We start from the raw sequence: 20,589 nt of genomic DNA, 5'->3' as shown, positions 1-20,589 counted from the left end.
AACCCCCGGGGGGGGGGCGCCGGGGGCCGGGGTGGGGGGGGGGGGGGCGGGGGGGGGGGGGGGGGCGGAGGCGGCGGCTGCAGTTGAGGCGGATGCCGCGGCCGGATGGGCCCCAGCGCATTCGAAGCACGAAGATCCCGCGCCCGCCTCAGCCACCGGCGAGGCATCCCGCCATGATCCCGTCGAGCTCGGCACGGGAGAGCATGCCAAGCTCGACAATGAAGACGATGCGCGACCGCGCCGCGCCCGGTGCCGGCGCATCGCCTGGCGCGAGCGTCGCGCGGCCGGCGGCGAACTGAAACACCATCGTGCGGCCGGGCTGCTCGATGGTTTCGAACAGGCCCTTGGCGCGCGCCAGCTTCGGCGCAAGGCGGTTGATCGCCTGCTGCAGGCGCGGCAGCGAGACCGGCTTATCCGAGGTCCAGCTCAGTGCCTCGAAGCGCACCTCCGCCGGCCGTTTCGGTCCCACCTCGCGCGACGCCGGAGCGCGGTCGGCGCCGGCGGGAAACAGCAGCGCGGGCGGAATCTCGCCGTGGTGTGCGTCGACCACCACCGCGGGCACGCGCTGGGCGCGGATGGCGTCACGCATCCGCACCCCCGCGCCCGTGCCCGCCAGATCGAGCTTGCTCAATGCCACGATATCGGCGACGCGGAGCTGCGACCGCTGCAACGCCTCGTCGAGGGCGACGGGCGGTGCCGTCGCGTCCAACACGCAAAGCACCGTCTCCAGCTGTGCCGCGCGCAGGATCACCGGGTCCATCAGATTGCGCACGATGTCGGCGGGATCGGCGACGCCGCTGGTCTCGATGACGATATAGTCGGGCTTGGGATCACGCCGCAACAGCGTCGAAAGCGTGCGGAGCAGATCGCCCTCGAGCGAGCAGCAGATGCAGCCATTGGCAAGGCTGACCACGCCGTCGCTCGCGCCCGCGATCAGCTCCGCATCGATGTTGATGGCGCCGAAATCGTTGACGACGGCGGCGATGCGCCGTCCTTCCGCATGCGCCAGCAGATGGTTGACGACCGTGGTCTTGCCCGCCCCCAGAAAGCCCGTCACCAGGAGAATGGGGACCGGCATGGATCAGCCCTCGACGATTGGGCGCCGCACGGGTTTTCCCGGCCGTGCCGTCACATCGAGAATGCCGTCGCTGATCAGCACCTGACCGCTGACGACCAGATGCCGTACACCCTCAGAGGGCCGGTTCATCGCCGTGAAAGTCGCTCGGTCCGAAAGCTTCTCGTAGTCGAACACGACGATATCGGCATCGGCGTCCTTGGCGAGCCGGCCCTTGGCCCGCATCGCCGGCGTGCTCTGCGACAGGATCTCGGCCGGGATCAGCGCGCATTTGCGCACGCCTTCCAGCAACGACACGGCTTTGCGCTCGCGCACCCATTCACGGATGAACTTCGTGAAGCAGCCGGCCGAGCGCGGATGCGAGGTCGCATCATCCGGCAGCGGCCAGGCATCGCCGGTGTAGGTTGAGCCGTCCGACAGCGTCCACGGCATCGCGTCGGAGGCAATCGCGCCGCCGGGATACAGCACCGACATGTCGAGCAGGTCGCGGTGATGCGCATTGTTCTCGGTGTCGAGGATGTGCCAGAGCACAAGCGAGGACGGCTCCTCGGCCTGCGCCTTCAAGAGCTCCTCGCGGTCGTGGAAGCGGTAGCCGTCGGTGACGCGCTGCACGGAATCGTAACCGGTGCCGTTGCGCTCGACGAACTCCGGATCACTGAAGAAGGCCGCGGCCAGCACGGTCGAGCCGGTGCCGTAAGGATAGGCCTCGACCGTGATCGGCAGGCCCTGTCCTTGCGCCTTCTCGATCAGTACGCGGCAACGCTCGACGTCGGTCTTGCTCGACGAGTTGAAATGGCAGATGTGCATGTGCGCGCCGGTGGCGCCGGCATAGCCGATCAGGCGGATATAGGCTTCCACTGCGCTCTCGGGATCGATGCGCGACATGAAGGCGACATGGGTGAAGGTAGGGACGTCCTGCTTCGCGGCCAGCTGGCACACTGCGGTCAGCTCCTGCACGCCGGCGCCGGGCGCATAGGCGTTGAGGATGCCGATGCCGATACCGCCCTCGTTGAGGCCGCGCCCGAGACGCTCGAGGATGCCCGAGACCTCCGCGTCGGTTGCGACGTTGTCCATCCAGCGGCGGTCGCGCATGGCGTTGCCGAACGCCTCCAGCGAGCTCTCCGCGTTTGAGCCCGTCATCGCGCCGATGCGGGCGAAGGCCCAGTTGGTGGCCGCGCCATAATTCAGCACGCGCCCCTTCCGCTCCTGGCGCTCATACCAGGACCCGACCGGCAGCACGCCGGCCTCGAGATCGAGAGTGGTCGTGACGCCGTCGAACGCCTGCATGCGATCGGCCGGGATCGACTGCCCGTGGGCATGCAGATCGATGAAGCCCGGCGCCACCACGAGGCCGGTGGCGTCGATCACCCGCTCGGCGCCGCCGAGGCCCGTGCCGACGGCGGCGATCCTGCCGTCCACGACCGCCACATCCCCGACGGCGTCCATCCCGCTCGCGGGATCCACCACCCGGCCGCCAGAGACCACCAAACCGCTCATCTCGTCACTCCGAAAAGCAAAATTACCCAATTCTCCAAAGGCCCGGCAGCAGCTTCGGAGGCGCTGGACGCATAGTGCAGATTCTGGGGAGAACGGCCACCGCCACGGACGCCGATGCGGCATGCTTGCTGGGAGGCAGGTCACTTGCTGGGAGAATTTCGGTAAAGTGGGATATTTTGGCGGGAGGGGGTTGACCGCGGATCGGAGTACTTTGCCCGTCGGCGTCGAGGCTGTTGCCTTCTGGACATGGCGAGGATTCATTGCCTCGAAGGACGCGCCCCTTATACTCTTGGATCCATCGCGAACGTTGCGTTGTCGGTCCGTTGGCAAGGTGTCCAATGCCCGTGAAATTCGGAGACATCCTCCAGGCTTTTGAGTTTGCCGACATCGACGGCGGCATGGGGCAATGCCACACCTTTATCTGCAGGCAGACAGGAAAGATCTACTACCAGTTCGATCAGGACGACCTCCAGGAGTTCGAGGACGACGAACTGCCTGACGATATCGAAGACGAAACCAAATACTTGCAGATCCCGAACACACGAGATCTCGACCTCGGCAAGCCCCTTGTGATTGCCTTCGCCCGCGAGTTCTTGCCAAACGATCTGGATGACGTTCGCACCATTTTCAGCAAGCGCGGCGCCTATCAGAAGTTCAAGGCCCTGCTCTCCCGACGGGCAGCCATCGATGCCTGGCATGACTACCGGAACAAGGCGAAAGAGCGTGCATTGCGCGACTGGTGCGAGATTCATTCCATCGGGATCATTGACTGACCTGGCATTCGCTTGAGCCAAGAGGTGCGCGAGCGGCTCTGCCGTCTTCTCGCCCCCATTGTCATTCAGGGAGCAGATGGGGCGGCTGTCGGGGGCAAAGTTCCCATGGGTTCCCAGTGATAGGCCGACGTCTTCTGCACACCAATCATTCCATGTCACGCCGCGCTCTGCTCGGGGGGCTCGTCTCGACAGGAAGTGCGCTCGCGCTCGGCGGATGCGCGGGCCTCGGTGCGACCGGCGCGCGCTACGACGCCTCGTCGCTCTCCGTTGACCCCACGTTGCTTGTCGTCACCACGCGCAAGCCCTTCAACGGCGCCCGCGCGAAACCCTGGTTCGGGCCGGAGCGCGCCGCGAGCATGACAATCGCACGGGCGAAGCTGACGGCGCCGGATGAAAGCCGACTTTCCCTCGCCTCGGTTGGACTTGAGGATTGGCGTCTTGACCGGATCGAGCCGGTGCCGGCCGAGGCGGGCGATCTCGCTGCGCAGGCCGGCGGCGGGGACGTGCTGATCTATGTGCACGGCTTCAAGCAGACATTCGAGACGGCGGTGCTGGATGCAGCCCACCTCTCCAATGGGATCAAGTTCCGCGGCCGGACCATGGCGTTCTCCTGGCCTTCCAAGGCAGGACTGTTCGACTACGCCTATGACCGCGACAGCGCGATGTGGTCGCGCGACAATTTCGAGCGCGTGCTCTCGGCGCTGGTGTCGGCACCGGGGGCGGGGCGCGTGCACATCGTCGCTCACAGCATGGGAACCATGCTGACGCTCGAAAGCCTGCGCCAGCTCCATGGGCGATACGGCGACACGGTGACGAGCAAGATCGGCGCGGTGGTGTTCGCCGCCCCCGACATCGACATGGACGTGTTCTCGTCGACGATCCAGCGCATCGGCCCGCTCGCCGGCAAGATCACGGTGATCGCCTCGACCAACGATCGTGCACTGGCGCTGTCGGGACAGCTCGCCGGCGGCATGACCCGGGTCGGCGCGGCCGAGAAGGCCGCCATCGCTGGCCTCGGTGTGCGCGTGGTCGATGCGTCGGCGGAAGGCTGGGGCATCATCAACCACGATCTGTTCCTGTCGAACGCGGAAGTGCAGCGGGTGATCCGGCGCTCGATCGACGGCACGACGGCGTAGGAGAGCGCCGGCGCCGAGCCACGCGAAAAGCCTGCTCCTGCCCACATCCGTTGCGGCTCCGAGGGGAATGGCATTGCAGCCTGCGGATGGAAGACCTATGCTGAGTTTCTAGTCAGGCAGCCGCCCATCGTATGGCGAGAGACTGCAGGATCGGCCTCACGGTGGATGGTTTCCATTCAGCATCGGAGGTGATGCCATGGCCATTGCTCCCACCCTCCAGAAATACCTTGCCGCTGAGAACATCCAGTACGAGGTGATCCCGCACGAACTCAGCATGACGTCCGCCCGAACAGCGCAGGCATGCCATATCTCCGGCGACCGCCTCGCCAAGGGCATCGTGTTGCGGCGCGACGGCGGATACATGCTGGCCGTCTTGCCCGCATCGCATCACCTCCGCCTGTCGGACCTGAGGACAAGCCTCGGGGACAATGTCCACATGGCCGATGAAACCGAGATCAATCGGCTGTTCAGCGACTGTGCACACGGTGCGGTTCCTGCCGTCGGCAAATGCTACGGATTGGATATCATCGTCGACGACAGCCTCGAGGCACAGCCGGACATCTATATGGAAGCCGGCGATCATGAGACGCTGCTTCACATGGGTCACGCGCAGTTTGCGCGCCTGACGGCCAACGCACCGCACGGCCGCTTCAGCGCGCACGACTGAGGATCCTGTGCGCCGCCCATTGTCCTTGCGGCCCTGGGCGGAAACTCTAGCCGCAAGATCGCCATCATACCGTTCTGCAGGGTGGCGGCGACAGTGTCTGCGCTTTGTCTGGTCGGAGTTCGGAGGATGGGGGTGCCGCTGCATTGCATCAACGCACTTGAAACCCACGAACGGAGGCTCGCCATGAAAGTCAAAGACGTGATGCACAAGGGTGTCGACTGGGTCAGCCCCGACACGCCAATCACCGAGATTGCCAAACTGATGCGGGCGCATGACATCGGCTGCATTCCGATTGGCGAGGATGACAAGCTGGTCGGAATGGTGACCGACCGCGACATCGTCTGCAAAGGACTCGCGAGCCACAGCTTCGATGCCGGCCGCGCGACGGCACGTGACGTGATGACCGAGGGCATCCATTGCTGCCGCGAGGACGATGACCTCGCCAAGGCGATGCATCATATGGAGAAGCTGCAGGTCCGCAGGCTGCCGGTGATCAACAAGAGCAAGCGGATGGTCGGCATCATCAGCCTGGGTGACGTCAGCCATTCCTCATCGGGTGACATGCTCACCGAGACCGTCAGAAGCGTTTCGGCGCATCACTGAACTTGCGGCCAAGACGTATGGCCAGGCCTCCTCTCGCGATCGCCGCTCGAACAGGGGTTGAGGGGAGCCCGAGCCATGCGCTCGTGGTGCAACCATCGCGCGGCGCAGAAGCGACAACGCGATGCGCCTTGTTTTGCGCCGGAGTGAATGCAAGTTGCGCCGGAATGGATGCAAGGCCCGTTCACTCGATCACGTCATCATCGGTGACGCTGCGACGCGCAACCTACCACGATGTGTTTCTTTCGAATGCGGACGTGCAGCGGGCGATCCGCCGCTCGATCGACTGCACTACCGCGTGAAAGAGCGCCTGCGCGGCGTCGGGCTACGCGATCAAGCGCTGCACCAATGCCGACTCGCTCGAATAGGTCAGGAGCGCCTCGTGAGTTGCCCGGGTCACCCCGACATAGGTCAGCCGGACACATTCCTCGACGGTCTCGCCGTGGCGACCGAGCAGGCCCAAGCCGGCGATGGCCACGCAGGGAAACTCCAGCCCTTTTGCGCTGTCATGCTCAGGAACCGCACGGCGACCCGTCCCATGGAGCTGTCACAAAAGAACGGTTCAAAGGATTTTGGACTCCGAGCGGCTCTGTTCGGCTAGAGGCTTTTCCGGATGATCTCTTAGATGACAAGACGCTCGTTTCCACCGCGTGCAAATCTGGATCAAAAGCCTTTGCCGAGGCATTCGTAGAAAAGACTGGGGCACGCTTCTACATCGCTCCAACAGCGAGCCCCTATTTCCATAACGCTATCTTCTTTGCTCACTGGTTTTATCACAAGGTTTTCATACTCAAGGTTTCTGTCCCACGCGCTATCAAAGATTACCGAGACGGGTACAAGAACCCTCATGACTTCGCCATTTACTAGCGGGCCAAGTTGGCTCACGTTGCTGGTGGTATAAGGGCACTGAACGGTAGCTTCGCGTACAAAAGCCCTCCGGAAGTCCGTCAGTTCGCTTGCATCTGTCCGGCCATTTAATCCAGACAGACGATTCTTTCTTCCGACATCCCTTCGCCCAGTAGCCAATTCTAGATTTGGAAGCTCATTTGATTTGGCCCGACTTCGTGACACGGTACTTGGTCCGCTAACCGCGATTCAAAATACGATATGGCCTCCCGTTTCTAAACGCTTGCCAAAAGAATAGATTTGCAGTTTCAATATGTTGCGCATGGCTTTGATACTCCCTTAGGAATAGCGCGCTTCCAACCAATTAACGAATTATGCGACGAACACCTCATTATTCTTCAAGGCATTGAGAATAGGCGCCGAAACTCTTTCGAGGCGGTCGAACCTCGGAGAGGGCAGTCGCGAAACTATCATACAACTCTATCAGGAGTTGCGCTCGGATACAGACTGGGCCTTAATGCAGCGTAGCTGTCAGCAAGGGAGTAATGTCAATGGCGAGAAGGCCGGTGAGACGCGGAGCCCAGTCATTTGCCTGCCACCTTCTCAACATGGGCCGCACTAAGTACGGCGACTGCATCGTCGTCGAGTGCGGCGGGATGTCGATCCTGATTGATGGCGGACATCCGGGCGACTGGAAGGACAACGAATATCGGCCTTCGATCCCGGCCCAGTTCGAAGAGATCTTAGGCGGTCAGGGGTCCTACCATTTCGATCTGCTGGTGGTGACACACTGTCATCAGGATCACATCGGCTGTCTGCCAAAACTGATCGCTGACGACATCGTCACGTGCGATCGCGCATTGGTCGCTGACGAAAAGCTCGGCTTCGGCATCGACGACCAGGGCGGCAGCGATGCCCGCGTGACTGCTGCGCCGGAACGAATCAAACGGCTGGTGGCCGCGCTCAGCGAAGAAGACCATTCGAGCCTGCGCGGGCCTGCACTCGAAGAATTCCTGTCGGATGCGGCGCTGCTGCAGGACAGCTACAACGCCATGTTGGACAAGCTCGCTCGGACTGCCGACGTCACCCGCTATCGCGGCCTCAGTGGTCTGAATGCGCTCACCAATGCAATGAGCCCGACCGGCATGCAGATCCTCGGGCCGACGACGGACCAGCTGGTGCATTGCGCCGAGACCATCCAGCGCGTGTCGGGCGACGCGGTCGATCTGCTGGCCGATTTTGCAGACGCGAACGAGAGCCCGGCCGAGACCTATCTGCGCCTGATGGAGAGCGAGAGCGACGCCGCTGACGAGGTCTCGCATGAGGTTGGGTGGGCCAAGAACTGCCAGAGCATCATCCTGACGTTCGGAACGGAGGATGCGCGCATTCTGCTGCCTGGCGACATGCAGTTCGCCGAGCCTGGAATTGCCGAGATCGACGGCTTCGTGCGTGAACTGCGCGACAGCGTGAAGCGCGCCGGGCCTTTCGTGTTTGCCAAGCTACCGCATCACACCAGCCACAACGGCATCAACCAGGACATTCTGTCGGAATGGCAATGGCCGCCCCTTCTCGGGCATTCCGGCGGTTTTAATGATCCGAAGCATCCGCACTCAGGCACGCTTCAACTGTTGAAACGCCTCGCGCGGCAGCATGACTTCCAGTATGGGCGCACCGACCGCAACGGCCTGATTACCATATATCCCGCGCAACAAGAGATGGAGGGTCGGGGCCGATTTAACGACTTCACGCCGAACGTCGCAAGCGACGAGGCCGCGGCGCCGGCTATCGCCGAGCGCGTCCCGCCGTCCGGCAGCGCGGGCGTTGCGACAACGTCGTCAGCGTCCGAGCAGTTCATCGACATCACCTTCGTCCGCATGCCTTATGCGGACGGCCGCGTCTCTATCGATGGCCGTGAGATCGAGATTTCCCGGCCGTCGCATGATCTACCGATAAGACAAGAGGCGGTCGTTCCGCCCGGGCGGTCGAGAGGCGACTGGCCGAGGCCTGAAGTCGCGCGCTCGCCCGGCCGGGACAACGCGCTCGCGGCGGGCCGCGTGTTGCCGCCCCTGCTGTTCGTGACGGATTCGACGCGTTTGAGGCAGAACATCGGCGAGGACGCGGATCGCGCAATCCGCATTGTGGAACGCGGCGGCCATCGACTCGTCAACGCCTCCAGCGCCGAGCTGATCACCGATACGCGGCTAGCGATGCTCGAGAGCAAGCCGAAAGGCGTGGTCATCCTGGGCGGCTACGATGTGGTGCCCTCGCAGCGGATCGACGTACTCGGACCGGATTTGCGCGCCCGCATTCCCGCCAATCTGGTGGCACGGGACAAGGACGGCTTCATCGTCTGGTCCGATGATGTCTACGGCGACATCGAGCCGGACGGCGTGCCGGAGCTGCCGGTGAGCCGCATTCCGGACGCGCGCATGGGCTCGTTCTTTCTGTCACAGTTGACGCAAAGTGGTATCGGACAGGCTGGACGCTACGGGCTTCGCAACCGTGAGCGGCCATTCGCCGATGCCGTCTATGCAAACATCCCCGGCAACGAAGCCGTCCAAATCTCCTGCCCCCAACAACCGTCCGCCCAGCAGCGCCAGTTAGCGGCGCGGGAATGCGTCTATTTCATGCTGCACGGCGACTACCGCAACAGCACGGTCTTCTGGGGCGAAGACGATGGCGGCAACCTCACGGCAATCGATATCGCCTCGCTTCCGGCGTCCGGCATCGGCATTGCCTTTGCCGGCTGTTGCTGGGGTGCGCTGACCGTATCGGACCCTGCCCTCGTCTCCAATGGACAACCGACCCCGCGCATGGTCGAACGGTCCATGGCGCTGTCGATCCTAAAGGCGGGCGCGCGCGCGTTCGTCGGCACGACCGGGGTGCACTATTCACCGGGCGCCCAGGGCGGCTTTTTCGGCGGTCCATTGCACGCCGCATTCTGGGACGAAATTCGCAAGAAGGTTCCCCCCGCCCAGGCATTGCATAACGCGCGACAGACTTATCTATTGGATATCCCCCACGGGCGAACCGCACTGTGGGATCTTGCGGTCGAACGCAAGCTTTACAAGCAGTTCACATGCCTTGGCTTGGGGTGGTAAACTCCAGCCTGGCAAAGGAGCCTCCGATGGCAAGCAAACCGAAATTGACCGCCGCCGAGATCGCCGAGAAGAAGATGCCGGGTTGGAAAGCTGTTGCGCCGGCCGGACCAGCCAAGCCGTTCGGCGCCAAGCGCGACCGTGCGGCGGCGAGCGACGGAGCCGCGGACGAGGCCGCTGCCAAGGTCGACGCCGTGATGCCGACGACCCGGCAGCTTCGTAGCAAGTTCCTAGGCGAGGACGCCGCGGTCGACGACACCGCGACCGCCCAGCCGCTGGAGCCGGACGTGGAGCTCGTCGATCTTAAATCGGGTGACCTTGAGCGCACCGTCGCGGTCAATCGCAAGACCGAGGAAATCGATTGGTCACAAGGCTAGCAGCGCGCACTCCGGCCAGCAGCCTCGGTATCTGCATCTACTGGGGCGGAGCAAACGTGCGAGCACCGTTCCGAACGCTGTTCGACACCGCGATCCCGAAATCCTGAGCGGCGTGCGAGCTGATTGCGAGATTGGGCGCACCCGCCTTGAATGTCGGCCCAAAAGTCAGAAGCAAGTCATGTGAGCGGGTGCGGCCCGCCCCGACCAGGGGAAGGCCGCCGTTTCCGGTCGAGAGTCGAACGAGCTTCCAAGTGGGGGTAATTCCGCCGCTGGACACCACGACGAACTTGATATGGTAGGACAGAAAATCCTGCTTGAAGAAAGGATCGCCCTTCATGCCGGCCGACGACGGTAGGAAGTCGCGACCTTTCAGCGAGTCGATCAGCCATTCCGTAACTCCAAGTTCGCTCAGAAGCAAAGAACTCCCTGCCACCTGCTCCCCCTTGGATCTGCAGGGATTGCCGGTGCGAGATTGCAGCCTGTCGAGATCCCAATAGCTGCCGTATTTGTCCTCCCGCGTAGCTGTCGACGAAAGTACACCGCCCACTCCGATGGAGAAGGATTGAGAGCCAGCGAGCGGATCTATGAACGTGACGCCTGGGTTCAACGAACCCGTTTCGTCGACCTGGAGATCCAACGTCACCTGCACAGCCCATCCCGTCGGCAGGACACCTTCGCCACGAGCGGCTATGACCGCATCGACGATATCGCAGTACACTTTCGCCCGGATCTTGAATTCAAGATCGCCGCTCGGCGAGAACTCGGAATACGCTCCGGGGTTCTCGCCAAGCTCCTGCATTGCAGGAACGTAAGTACCGCAGCCACCGACAAGGAGAACACCGAAAAGCACGGCAACGGATCGGTTCTTTGCCATGGTCAGTCCATAAAAAAATCTGGACAGGTGAAGGAGCAAACCTTGCGGCCATTGATGATCCTGGGACGTCCCGGCCTGCAATGACTAGCCCTGCATGGCACGGGCGGGGTGAGTTGTCCCGAAGGGTCGACGATGACGTCGCAAGCCCGCACTTTGTCGGTCGGGCACATTATCAATCTGTCCGACGTGGAAACCCGCGCGGCGGCATGAGCAAACGAAGACAACAAAATAGAAGACAACAGAATAAAAGAGAGCGTCAGGAAAATACGCACAAACCACCCCCAATTAAGCATTCTTTTTCTAATGCCGCTGAGCGTAGCTTTAGACTGAACGTCACTCAATCAAAGGTTTTATGCGTCTGACTGTTCATTTCGATAAGTTGCAAATCTGCAACTTTTATCTGCCATCCCCTCGTCAACGGCCAGCGGGGGCGCGGCAGCTTTCGAACTGCTGGACCAGCTCACGCGACGTCGGACTGTTCGAAATGATGTCGTTCACGGTCAGGATGCGCAATTCGTAGTTCGGATGGCTGAGGCCGCTGTCCGCGAATAGATTTTTAGCACGTATCTCACGTGGCCCTCGTATTCGCACAAAGCTCGACAGGACAAGAGTTGATTGTACGACGAGCAACGTCAATGCGAGCATCCGAGGGCGCTCGCGTACGACAGCGTACGTCAGCGGCGCTTTGAATATTCTCCGGACACCAATGGCGACGAGAAAAACTTTCGAGAATGCGCGAGCCGCAGCGAGGCATCGCGGCGAGACTATACAGCCTGCCGCCGCGAAGACGTGGTGAGGCTTGGCTCGCAACACGTTCGCAATGGGCGCATTCAATACCGGCAGGCAATGCACTAGCATCGCAACCCAATCGACTTGGATATTCCCGTTCATGCGGACTTAGCAAAAACCGTCGCCGCAACCGCGACCCGGCATCTTACCTTTCTCGTTACATAGTATGCCAAACCGTTTTCGGTCGCTGGAAGCGGGGCCAAGTTTCGCGACTGGTGCAATCCAGCAGGATTTCCGCATTGCTCGGCGCACGGGCTGCGAAAGGCGACGGCTGCTCGCTTGGCGAGTGGCGCTTCCCCCCACGAGATCATGGCAATCACCAGTCACCGCTCATTGGAAGAAGTCGAGCGATACGCGCGCCGCTCGGAAGGCCGAGTTGGCATCCGCAATGTCAAAGCTCAAATGAAGAATATCATGTGTCCCACTCAATGGAACGGTGGGACGGCAAGGAGAAAAATCGATGAAAGATCAGAGCGTTCAAAAGGTTGGCGCTCCGGTCAGAACAAAACTGCGAACTCCTATACGATTGAAATATCTATATAATCTAGGTAGGCCCCACCGGGCCTATGGCAACAACGACGGCGACCGCTATCCAAAAAGGCGAGATTGGCCTCGTCCATCGCCATTGCACCGACTGAGCCTGCCAAGAAAGCCCGTGCAGCGGCGGCGAGCCTCGAGCCATATTCCAAAGGCCTACGCAAGCGGATCTGGGGGGTGCCGGCTCGAGCGCTACAGCGTCTGGGGGTTAAAGCTCGGCATGAACCTGCAGAGCTCGACGCACAAGAACAACGCCACGGGCGCGAATGCGATCGAGGCGATTTAAAGCACGTTGCGCCGGGGCTGGAGCCACCGAAGGCGCTCAAACAGGCCCGCGGGCGATCAGCGTCTCGATTTCGAGGGACCTCTCGGGGCCGGCTTCGACCGATCGGGATCCGTAAAGCCGCGCGTGAATTCGTTGTAGAGGTCGCGCAGGGAGCGCACACCATAGGCGATATCCGGACGTTCGCTGTCCTCGCGTGAAGACGTGCTTTTCGGCGTGATGCCAAAACGCGGGAGGTCTTCGAGCGACGACGGTATGGCCTTGTCGTGAAAAGTCGGCTTCTTCGTGCTCTCACTCATCGGGTCTCGCCTCTTCGAAAATGGTCCCCGCCAGTGCCCTATGCTGGATCAGCCATCCGAACACCTCATCATACGCCACCAACCCCTCTTCAGGAAGAGCCAACAGCGGGACGGCGGCCGGTGAACGGTCCAAATTCGGCGGCTCGGCGGCGATGGACGCTTCCTCGTACTGAATGACCAAGAGGTAGCCCTCCTTCCGCTCCGGTGCGTGGGAAATGATGGTCCCCCAGTCCGCACGCTGGCCTTCGTCAAGAAGAGCGACCGCTTCGACGAGCACGCGACGCCCGAAGCCCAGCGCTGCGAGCCCGGCAACAAAGACCCAGGGGGGCACCGTGGCGACGGTTGCCCTCGGAAAACCGCAAACGCAGATTTTGCTCCATTGAAGCAAGCTCGTCTGGGACAGATCGCGCTCGAACAGCCGTCCGGGGGCCAGATCTGCAGCCCGGAACGCGATGTTGAGGTATCTTGCCGGCTCGACAAGGGACGAGACACCCGTCAAGTGCATCATGACCTGCTTGCGCCAGTCATCCCACAACAACACCTCGTTCAGAGTCTTGTCGATCGACGGAGCGTCGGCAGCGAGCCTCTGACGGAGCGCGACGAGACTTGCGCGCCAATCCTTCACGGACTGGACAGTCTCGGCAAGTGCCGGCCCATTCGGATCCAGCGGGCGGTCAATAATCGTGTTGAGAAACGCGGCAGTGGTTTCCGACTGTTGAAAGTAAGTCCTGAGGTCGACATACCTTGCAATCGCATTGAGGGTCGCGCGGAGGGGCACCGGGTCTTCCGCCTTCGAAGTGCGCGCATCGGCTGCAATCTGTAAAGCTAGGCGAAACAGGGCTGCCAGCTTTGTGCCGTTCTGCCGTGAGAAGCCGACGACCGCACCGATCAGGGGAAGATCTTTCGGCAGTCCTGCATAAGGTTTGTCGAATTGGTTGGCTGCGGCTAGCCGCCGTCTGGCCCGGTCGAGCTCGACCACGTCGATCGTCGCAGGCAGAATCTGCAACGCGACCAGATCCTGGATTTCCAAACCCTCCCCGGCAAGAGCCGAGGTAAACTCCTCTAGGAACGCCAACGGATCGTTGATCTGCTTCTTGATCTCGTTCGGCAGACCTGCGTCCGCCAACGCCTTCTTCAGCCTCTCGCGAACCAACACCTCCTCGCCATACATGTCGTAGACGAACTTGAACTCGCGCGTTTTTGCGACGCGCTTGATCAAATCCTGCTGCGGAATGATTTGAGCCATTTCCGGCCTGTTGTCTTGTGAGAGCTCGGTCCTCAGCTTGGCCGAACTGCAAAGCAATTCGGCGAACGTTTGGACGCTGCGATCGATCAGATCGAGGTCGAGCTTTCCCATTCTTGTCGCCAGCAATCGCTCCTCCGCATCCTCGTCCTCTGCCGGTGGCGCTCCGCTGCGCTCGAGCAGACATTTGACGATCGCTATCCGGTCAAACTTGACCCTCGCCTCCTTTTTTTCCCAGGCGCGCGACAACAAATAGAGCGCGTCGATCGCCCATTGCATGAAGCGCGGCTCAGCCTTGATTCGCTGCCGGATGCCGTCCTCTTTGAGGATAAGACTAATGGCGAGCTGGATGCTGGCCGCAAAGGTATACTCAAGACTTTTCAAGTCAGCCGGCGACTGTCGTAGACGCCCGTCCGCATCGCATTGCTCGGCGAGCTCGCGCAGAACCTCCGCCATGTTGAGCTTGGAGCGATGCAGCACGAATAGGCCGAAAATCGATCGAGCAGCCTCGTCGATCGTCTCCGGGGGAGTTGCCGAGCCCGAAGGCACCGACGACGTCCATGTCGTGATGTCGCGCAGGAAGACCAGGAAGCGATCCGGATGCGGCAGAATGAACAGGAAATGGCTGAAATAGGTATGCTCGACAGGAAAGGCCTCACGCTCGACCTTAGCCATCAGTTCGTCATAGTACTTTCGATCGGTCAGGAAGCAGAAGCATCCAAAGTCCGTCGTCAGGTGCTTGAGATTCCTGATGAGAACCCCGATCGACGCCGCCGCATCGTCCAGCTTGTCGAGCTCGTCGAGCATGAAGACAGGCGCAAGACCTGCGCCGCGAACGCGCTCGATCACCAGCGGCAGATCGCGTTCGAGCGACTGCTTATCGCGGTTGCGGACAAAGGTGTAGTCGAGCGACCGTTCGGTCTTGGCGGAGCGCTTGCTGCTCCAGGTGAATGTCAACGTGCTAACAAGCCAAGCCGCAACGCCGAGCACGATCGCTGCTGGCAGGCCGAATTGATAGCTTAGCGCGCCTGCGCCGGCACCGACCGCGAGGCCTGCGATCTTGCTAAAGACGTCCTTGAACTCGGCAGCGCCCTTCGTTTCCAGGCTGCTTTCGCGTGACCGGTTGTCCTTGTCTGTCTGCTTCGACTCGACCGTACCGGAACAGACCTCGAAGGCCTGCGCTGCAGTCGACAGCGCAACGATTTCGCGAATGCCGCGGTCATTCAGGCCGGACTTCGACAGGGCGGCGCCGACCTCGTAGGGCCAGAGCACGCCGGCATCGACCCGGCCGAGGCGCCGATAGAAAGCACGGAGTGTCCCGGGTCGGGGCACATTGTCGAGTTCGAGCGTGAACTGCCCCGCGACCTCCAGATAGTCGGCGACTTGCACACGCGGACGGCCGGCCTGTTCGGCTTGATAGATTTCATCCCTCGCGTGATTGGTGAACGAGCGCCCGAACTCGGCCGCGAGCGCCCGGTACAGTGCGACCGTGATCTGCTCAAGGGCCGTCACCGTCACGTCGGAAGCGGCCGGCGCCGGCTTCTCCGCGGCCGCGTGTTCCGCGGCAGGCCCTTCCGTCGACTTGATCTCGATTGTTAACTTGGGTGCGGTCTTTGCCGTCGCGCGCTTCGGCACAGGAGGCTCCTGCGGCGCGGGCTCTGCCTTCTTGACGGGTGCAAGCAGGCTTGGTCCGTGGAGCTTGACCAGCAAGGGGCGCTGCTGGTCGAGCATGCGGCCCTTGTCGCCGTCCTTTGCCTTGGCAACCGCCTTGTCGATGATCGTGCGGTTGAGGTCCTCAACAACCTGACGCACGAGCGACGTCTTACCCGCGCCGCGATGACCTGCAATCAAGAAGGAACGCCCGGGGACCTCGCCCTTCACATAGCGGGTCAACTCCCGGAGCAGCGTGTCGTAGGCCTCTGACTTGATGAAATGTGCACGCGCAGGAAACGGCCATTCACCGGCCCACCTGACCGCACCTTCGTCCTCGCGCTCATTGAGAGTGAAGGTCATCGGCCCCACCTATCCGGACGTCATGGCGTTGATCCCGGCCCTTTGGGCGCAGTTGCAGTTGGTGTCGCGGAAGGTACGGAAGTCGGGCCGGGCGTTGGCTGGGTGGTCGGAGACGGCGATGGCTGGACAACCGGTTGTTTGGCCCCCTTGCTTGCGTCCGCACTGGCGGTATCCTTTGCGGCCTTGGTCTCAGCGGCGACAGTTAGCGGCAGATCACGGGACACCTGAGCGACAACGATGGCACCGCAGGCGAACAGGAATGCCGACAGAATGAGACTCGTCGCGGATGACAATCGCCATCCCCCCAGCGCGCTGCCCAGGCCGCCCCAACTGCTCTCGAACTCGATCGCCTCACCCAGCCGAAACAGCGACAACGCGTTGACCGCGGCAACCAGGGCAACACTGCCGAAGACAATGACCAGCAGCGCCTGCACGTACGAGAGCTGGTTCGTCCGCGCCGCAGCGATCGCCAGGACCGCCATGCAGAAGAGAGCAACGTAGAGCCAGGACTTCTCCGTTTCCCGTCCTCCCATCCAAACATACGTGATCGTCGCGAGACCGCTGAACAGCCCGACTGCAGCCAGCAGTACAGCAATCCGCGCCTGAGCGTCCGGAGCCCATGCTTGATTGAACCAGGCGAAACCCACAGACCCCAGGATGACGCCAATCAGGCCTGCGTTAAGCTGCGAACCGATCGACCTCCGTCGTTCGCGACGAGCGACATCTTCCTCTGCACTCATTCAGCCTCCCCGGGCATCGAAGAGCACTGGCGTCGGGCGCAGGAAATGTCGTCGGATGGGTGTGTGCGCGCTTCGCCGGTCTTGCAACGACAGGTAGCGTAGCGAAATTGCAGCCGTTCTGGCTACGGCTTTGTGGCGGGCTTCTCGACACTCCCCGCACGCCGCGCTGATCGGCTGGCGCGTTCGGGATCGATTGATCGGTCGGATATCTTGCGATGAAAATGGCGCTCCCTAGGGGAATCGAACCCCTGTTTCAGCCTTGAGAGGGCCGCGTCCTAACCGCTAGACGAAGGGAGCTAAGCCATTGAAATCGCATGTATATTAGCGATTTTGTCGACCTAGTTCAGCGCGCGTCCTGCATCTACGCTTGGTAGATCTACTATATCTAACCCTTTGAACTCACACAGATGGTAGGTTCATTGGGGGATATAAATGTCCTAACCGCTAGACGAAGGGAGCGTGAGGGCTAGCCAATAGCCTCGAAATTTGTCCGCCGCAAGGACCCCGAGGGCCTTTTACGGCTCATTGGCGAATTTCAGCCGTCCGGCCGACTTCAGGGTATGGGCATCGAAGGTGCGGATCTCGATGATTCCGCCGAGATCCAGCGTCACTACGAGGCGGTCGCCGGCGACCCCGGTCGAGACGATTCTGGCGCCCTTGGGCAGGGTGGCAGTGACATCGCTTGCCGCTTCGACCGCCCTTCCCTCCGACTTGAAAAGGCGGTAGCCCACCGCGATCAGCACGGCGCAGAACGCCAGCGCCGTGGTCAACCCCGCGATCAGCATCATCCGCCGCACCCGCGCGAACAGCGCGGCCTGCTCGGGGGTCGGTTCGGGAACAGCGGTATCAGACGTCGTCATGGAAAGCCCTGGGTCAGCGCAAAGGTTGGAGGTTGTGGTCGAAGGCTCCGAGGGATCGGCCCGGCTCGACCGCGTGCTGGCGGCGCGCCTGCCGGAGCTGTCGCGATCGAGGCTGAAAGCCCTGATCCTGGCGGGCGCAGTGCACCTGAAGGCCTCTGCGGTCCGCGACCCCGCTTATCACGTCGCATCCGGCGATACGATCATAATCGACGTGCCGGAAGCGGCGCCCGCCGAGCCCAAGGGGGAGGAGATCGCCCTCGACATCGTGTTCGAGGACGACGACATCGTCGTCCTCAACAAGCCCAAGGGCCTCGTCGTGCATCCCGCGGCCGGCCACGAGACCGGCACCCTGGTGAATGCGCTGATCGCCCATTGCGGTGCCTCGCTCTCCGGCATCGGCGGCGTGCGCCGGCCCGGGATCGTGCACCGGCTCGACAAGGACACGACGGGGCTGATGGTGGTTGCCAAGAACGATCTCGCCCACGCTTCATTGACGGCGCAATTCGCCGATCACGGCCGCACCGGTGCGATGCGGCGCGGTTACATGGCATTTGCCTGGGGCGTGCCGAACCGGCACCGCGGCACCGTCGATGCGCCGATCGACCGGCATCCGCATGCACGCGAGAAGATGGCCGTGCGCCAGGGTGGCCGCGAGGCGGTGACGCATTGGGAAATCCTGGAGAGCTTTCGTGGACGCGACGGCAAGGGCGTCGCCGCCCTGCTCGCCTGCGAGCTCGAGACCGGCCGCACCCATCAAATCCGCGTCCATCTCGCCCATATCGGCCACCCGCTGATGGGCGATGCCGTCTATGGCCCGCATTTCAAGACCAAGGCCAACCAGCTCGCCCCCGAGTCGCAGGCAGCTTTGGCGGCGCTGGGGCGGCAGGCCTTACATGCTTACCTGCTGGTATTGGAGCACCCGAGGACGGGAGAATTACTGCACTGGGAGGCGCCTTTGCCGGAGGATTTGCTTCTCCTGGAACGTGCGCTCAAGGCGGCGCCATGACGCAGGCCGCTTCAGAAAGCCTTTACATTACAAAAAGTTATAGCTGCCACACGGGGACGTGACGTCAGCAATCCTTCCCTTTTTGACCCCCGATGGGGTATATTGCGTCTGCGTTGAAATGACCAACGCGGAACATCGCAGCTACGGCCGGCTTTAACACAGCGGTCGTCTGCCTGGCCCGCCGCTATCGGGGGCCTGAACCTTTTGGAGGGCGCACTATGGCCCGTACCGCTGCTTTGCCGGTCCTCAATGGAGAATCCGGCCTTTCTCGCTACCTCGCCGAGATCCGCAAGTTCCCGATGCTGGAACCGCAGGAGGAGTACATGCTCGCCAAGCGTTGGCGCGAGCATGACGATCGCGACGCGGCGCACCAACTCGTCACCAGCCATCTCCGCCTCGTGGCCAAGATCGCCATGGGCTATCGCGGCTACGGCCTGCCGATCTCCGAGGTCGTCTCGGAAGGCAATGTCGGCCTGATGCAGGCGGTGAAGCGATTCGAACCCGAGAAGGGATTCCGTCTCGCCACCTACGCCATGTGGTGGATCAAGGCGTCGATTCAAGAGTACATCCTGCGTTCATGGTCGCTCGTGAAGATGGGCACCACCGCGAACCAGAAGAAGCTGTTCTTCAACCTGCGCAAGGCGAAGAGCAAGATCAACGCGCTGGACGAAGGCGATCTCCGCCCCGACCAGGTCAAGATGATCGCCAAGCGCCTCGGCGTCACCGATCAGGACGTGATCGACATGAACCGCCGCCTCGGCGGCGATGCGTCGCTCAACGCACCGATCCGCGACGACGGCGAAGCCGGCGAATGGCAGGACTGGCTGGTCGACAACACGCCCAACCAGGAAGCCATGATGGCGGAGCACGAGGAATATGATCACCGCCGTGACGCGCTGAACGGCGCCATGGGCGTGCTCAACCCGCGCGAACGCCGCATCTTCGAGGCCCGCCGCCTCGCCGATGAGCCGATGACGCTGGAAGACCTTGCTGCCGAGTTCGGCGTGTCGCGCGAGCGCGTCCGCCAGATCGAGGTCCGTGCCTTCGAGAAGGTGCAGTCCGCGGTCAAGGGCACGATCGCAAAGGCCGAACAGGCTGCGCTGGAAGCCGCGCATTAAGCGCGGCGGTTCAGCGCCAGAGATTGGCGGATCGAAAGAGACGAAAAGCCGGCGGCAACGCCGGCTTTTTTATTGGTGTGATGCGAACTGCACCTGATAGCGGTGCGTGTGGGCACACCGCCTACTCCCCCCATTGCCTTGCCATCGTCGCGAGCGTGCAGCCTTCGCAATAGCGGGCGTCCTTGTAGTCGATCCAATTGTGCGCGTAGACCCGCTCGAGCGGGATGTCGTAGCGCGCGCGCAGCACCTTGACGAGGATCTTCCACGCCGCAACCTGTGCCTCCGTCGGCCCCGTCGTCACGTCGGGATAGTTGCCGGCGAACTCGACACCGATCGAGTTGTCGCGCACCACCTGGCGATAGGTCGGACGGTTGTCGATGTATTTGTTGTCGTTGCGGTTGGCGCCATCGCCGTGGGTCGGCACGAGGTTCTCGGCGACCGCCCAATAGACCGTGCCGTCGGTCTCGACCCAGACCGTGACGCCGCGCCGCGTCGGGTTCTTCGCCTGCGCCTGCGCGCCGCCGCGGGCCGAGCCCGCCGGTCCCTCGGTCTGGTGCACGATGATGTTGCGCCAGGGTCTTGCGCTAGCGACGTCGCCCCACGGCGCCAGCCAGACGATCTTCAGGCCGGGGATGTCGGGCGTGCCGGAGGCGCGCGCGAGCTGGGCGAGCTCGGCGTCCGTGGCCGCAGCGGGGACGATCGGGAGAAGCGCGGCCAACACGGCCGCGAGCAGGCGAAACGTCATCAGGCAAGGTCCA

General features: G+C 62.3%; 19 protein-coding genes, 1 tRNA gene and 1 pseudogene. 9 read left to right on the top strand and 12 right to left on the bottom strand.

Features of this window, described 5'->3' with window-relative positions; translation table 11 throughout:
* Positions 1–148 precede the first annotated feature (148 nt).
* Positions 149–1,078: a CobW family GTP-binding protein gene (locus tag P0R31_RS35250; protein WP_275519335.1), complete on the bottom strand. Its 930-nt coding sequence runs from the start codon at positions 1,076–1,078 to the stop codon at positions 149–151.
* Between the two features lie 3 nt (positions 1,079–1,081).
* Entirely contained in the window at positions 1,082–2,572 is a 1,491-nt protein-coding gene (locus tag P0R31_RS35245; RefSeq protein ID WP_275519333.1) for an amidohydrolase family protein, read from the bottom strand.
* 338 nt (positions 2,573–2,910) lie between these two features.
* Here P0R31_RS35245 and P0R31_RS35240 point away from each other — a divergent pair, with 338 nt between their 5' ends.
* From P0R31_RS35240 to P0R31_RS35225, 4 genes are all read left to right on the top strand, one after another.
* The gene (locus tag P0R31_RS35240) at positions 2,911–3,345 is read left to right on the top strand and encodes a hypothetical protein (RefSeq protein WP_275519331.1); all 435 of its coding nucleotides are present in this window, start codon (positions 2,911–2,913) and stop codon (positions 3,343–3,345) included.
* A 152-nt stretch (positions 3,346–3,497) separates the two neighbouring features.
* Complete coding sequence (locus tag P0R31_RS35235; protein WP_275519329.1) at positions 3,498–4,481, top strand: alpha/beta hydrolase; 984 nt, start codon at positions 3,498–3,500, stop codon at positions 4,479–4,481.
* A 196-nt stretch (positions 4,482–4,677) separates the two neighbouring features.
* Positions 4,678–5,148, top strand: coding sequence for an aminoacyl-tRNA deacylase (locus P0R31_RS35230; protein ID WP_157285009.1), 471 nt, complete (start codon positions 4,678–4,680; stop codon positions 5,146–5,148).
* Between the two features lie 183 nt (positions 5,149–5,331).
* A complete protein-coding gene (locus P0R31_RS35225; protein ID WP_036009620.1) occupies positions 5,332–5,751 on the top strand; it encodes a CBS domain-containing protein in 420 nt (139 codons plus the stop codon).
* Between the two features lie 322 nt (positions 5,752–6,073).
* On the opposite strand, the gene P0R31_RS35220 is transcribed toward P0R31_RS35225, so the two are convergent.
* Positions 6,074–6,226 carry a hypothetical protein gene (locus P0R31_RS35220; RefSeq protein WP_275519327.1) on the bottom strand — a complete coding sequence of 51 codons (153 nt, stop codon included), beginning with the start codon at positions 6,224–6,226 and terminating at the stop codon, positions 6,074–6,076.
* A gap of 913 nt (positions 6,227–7,139) precedes the next feature.
* Here P0R31_RS35220 and P0R31_RS41165 point away from each other — a divergent pair.
* Positions 7,140–7,364, top strand: a pseudogene (locus P0R31_RS41165) (hypothetical protein); the annotation flags it as partial.
* Here P0R31_RS41165 and P0R31_RS35215 read toward each other — a convergent pair.
* A complete protein-coding gene (locus tag P0R31_RS35215) occupies positions 7,338–7,778 on the bottom strand; it encodes a hypothetical protein (RefSeq protein WP_275519325.1) in 441 nt (146 codons plus the stop codon). The pseudogene P0R31_RS41165 and the gene P0R31_RS35215 overlap by 27 nt on opposite strands.
* Before the next feature lie 21 nt (positions 7,779–7,799).
* On the opposite strand from P0R31_RS35215, the gene P0R31_RS35210 reads away from it, so the two are divergent.
* Both P0R31_RS35210 and P0R31_RS35205 read left to right on the top strand, forming a co-directional pair.
* Entirely contained in the window at positions 7,800–9,695 is a 1,896-nt protein-coding gene (locus tag P0R31_RS35210; RefSeq protein WP_275519323.1) for a hypothetical protein, read from the top strand.
* A gap of 26 nt (positions 9,696–9,721) precedes the next feature.
* Entirely contained in the window at positions 9,722–10,069 is a 348-nt protein-coding gene (locus P0R31_RS35205; protein ID WP_275519321.1) for a hypothetical protein, read from the top strand.
* Between the two features lie 37 nt (positions 10,070–10,106).
* On the opposite strand, the gene P0R31_RS35200 is transcribed toward P0R31_RS35205, so the two are convergent.
* The 7 genes from P0R31_RS35200 to P0R31_RS35170 form a co-directional block, all read right to left on the bottom strand.
* Positions 10,107–10,943: a hypothetical protein gene (locus P0R31_RS35200; RefSeq protein WP_275519319.1), complete on the bottom strand. Its 837-nt coding sequence runs from the start codon at positions 10,941–10,943 to the stop codon at positions 10,107–10,109.
* A gap of 414 nt (positions 10,944–11,357) precedes the next feature.
* On the bottom strand, positions 11,358–11,834 hold the full coding sequence (locus tag P0R31_RS35195) for a hypothetical protein (RefSeq protein ID WP_275519317.1): 477 nt from the start codon (positions 11,832–11,834) through the stop codon (positions 11,358–11,360).
* A 777-nt stretch (positions 11,835–12,611) separates the two neighbouring features.
* Complete coding sequence (locus tag P0R31_RS35190) at positions 12,612–12,851, bottom strand: hypothetical protein (protein ID WP_275519316.1); 240 nt, start codon at positions 12,849–12,851, stop codon at positions 12,612–12,614.
* Complete coding sequence (locus tag P0R31_RS35185; protein ID WP_275519314.1) at positions 12,844–16,107, bottom strand: hypothetical protein; 3,264 nt, start codon at positions 16,105–16,107, stop codon at positions 12,844–12,846. The genes P0R31_RS35190 and P0R31_RS35185 overlap by 8 nt, the downstream gene beginning before the upstream one ends.
* Positions 16,108–16,127: 20 nt before the next feature.
* Entirely contained in the window at positions 16,128–16,847 is a 720-nt protein-coding gene (locus tag P0R31_RS35180; RefSeq protein ID WP_275519312.1) for a hypothetical protein, read from the bottom strand.
* Between the two features lie 222 nt (positions 16,848–17,069).
* Positions 17,070–17,144 (bottom strand) — tRNA-Glu (locus tag P0R31_RS35175).
* A 218-nt stretch (positions 17,145–17,362) separates the two neighbouring features.
* The gene (locus P0R31_RS35170; protein ID WP_036009606.1) at positions 17,363–17,707 is read right to left on the bottom strand and encodes a hypothetical protein; all 345 of its coding nucleotides are present in this window, start codon (positions 17,705–17,707) and stop codon (positions 17,363–17,365) included.
* Between P0R31_RS35170 and P0R31_RS35165 the strand changes: the two genes are divergently transcribed.
* Both P0R31_RS35165 and rpoH read left to right on the top strand, forming a co-directional pair.
* A complete protein-coding gene (locus P0R31_RS35165) occupies positions 17,706–18,713 on the top strand; it encodes an RluA family pseudouridine synthase (RefSeq protein WP_275519310.1) in 1,008 nt (335 codons plus the stop codon). The two genes, P0R31_RS35170 and P0R31_RS35165, sit on opposite strands and share 2 nt — an antisense overlap.
* A 218-nt stretch (positions 18,714–18,931) precedes the next feature.
* Positions 18,932–19,831 (top strand): RNA polymerase sigma factor RpoH, encoded by a 900-nt coding sequence (rpoH, locus tag P0R31_RS35160; protein WP_157285013.1) that lies wholly within the window; start codon positions 18,932–18,934, stop codon positions 19,829–19,831.
* 121 nt (positions 19,832–19,952) lie between these two features.
* Here rpoH and P0R31_RS35155 read toward each other — a convergent pair whose 3' ends face one another.
* The gene (locus P0R31_RS35155) at positions 19,953–20,576 is read right to left on the bottom strand and encodes a peptidoglycan recognition protein family protein (protein WP_275519308.1); all 624 of its coding nucleotides are present in this window, start codon (positions 20,574–20,576) and stop codon (positions 19,953–19,955) included.
* Positions 20,577–20,589: the final 13 nt, after the last annotated feature.

The organism is Bradyrhizobium yuanmingense (genome assembly GCF_029167105.1).
GTDB lineage: Bacteria > Pseudomonadota > Alphaproteobacteria > Rhizobiales > Xanthobacteraceae > Bradyrhizobium > Bradyrhizobium yuanmingense_A.
This window is presented reverse-complemented; position numbering and strand designations above follow the sequence as displayed.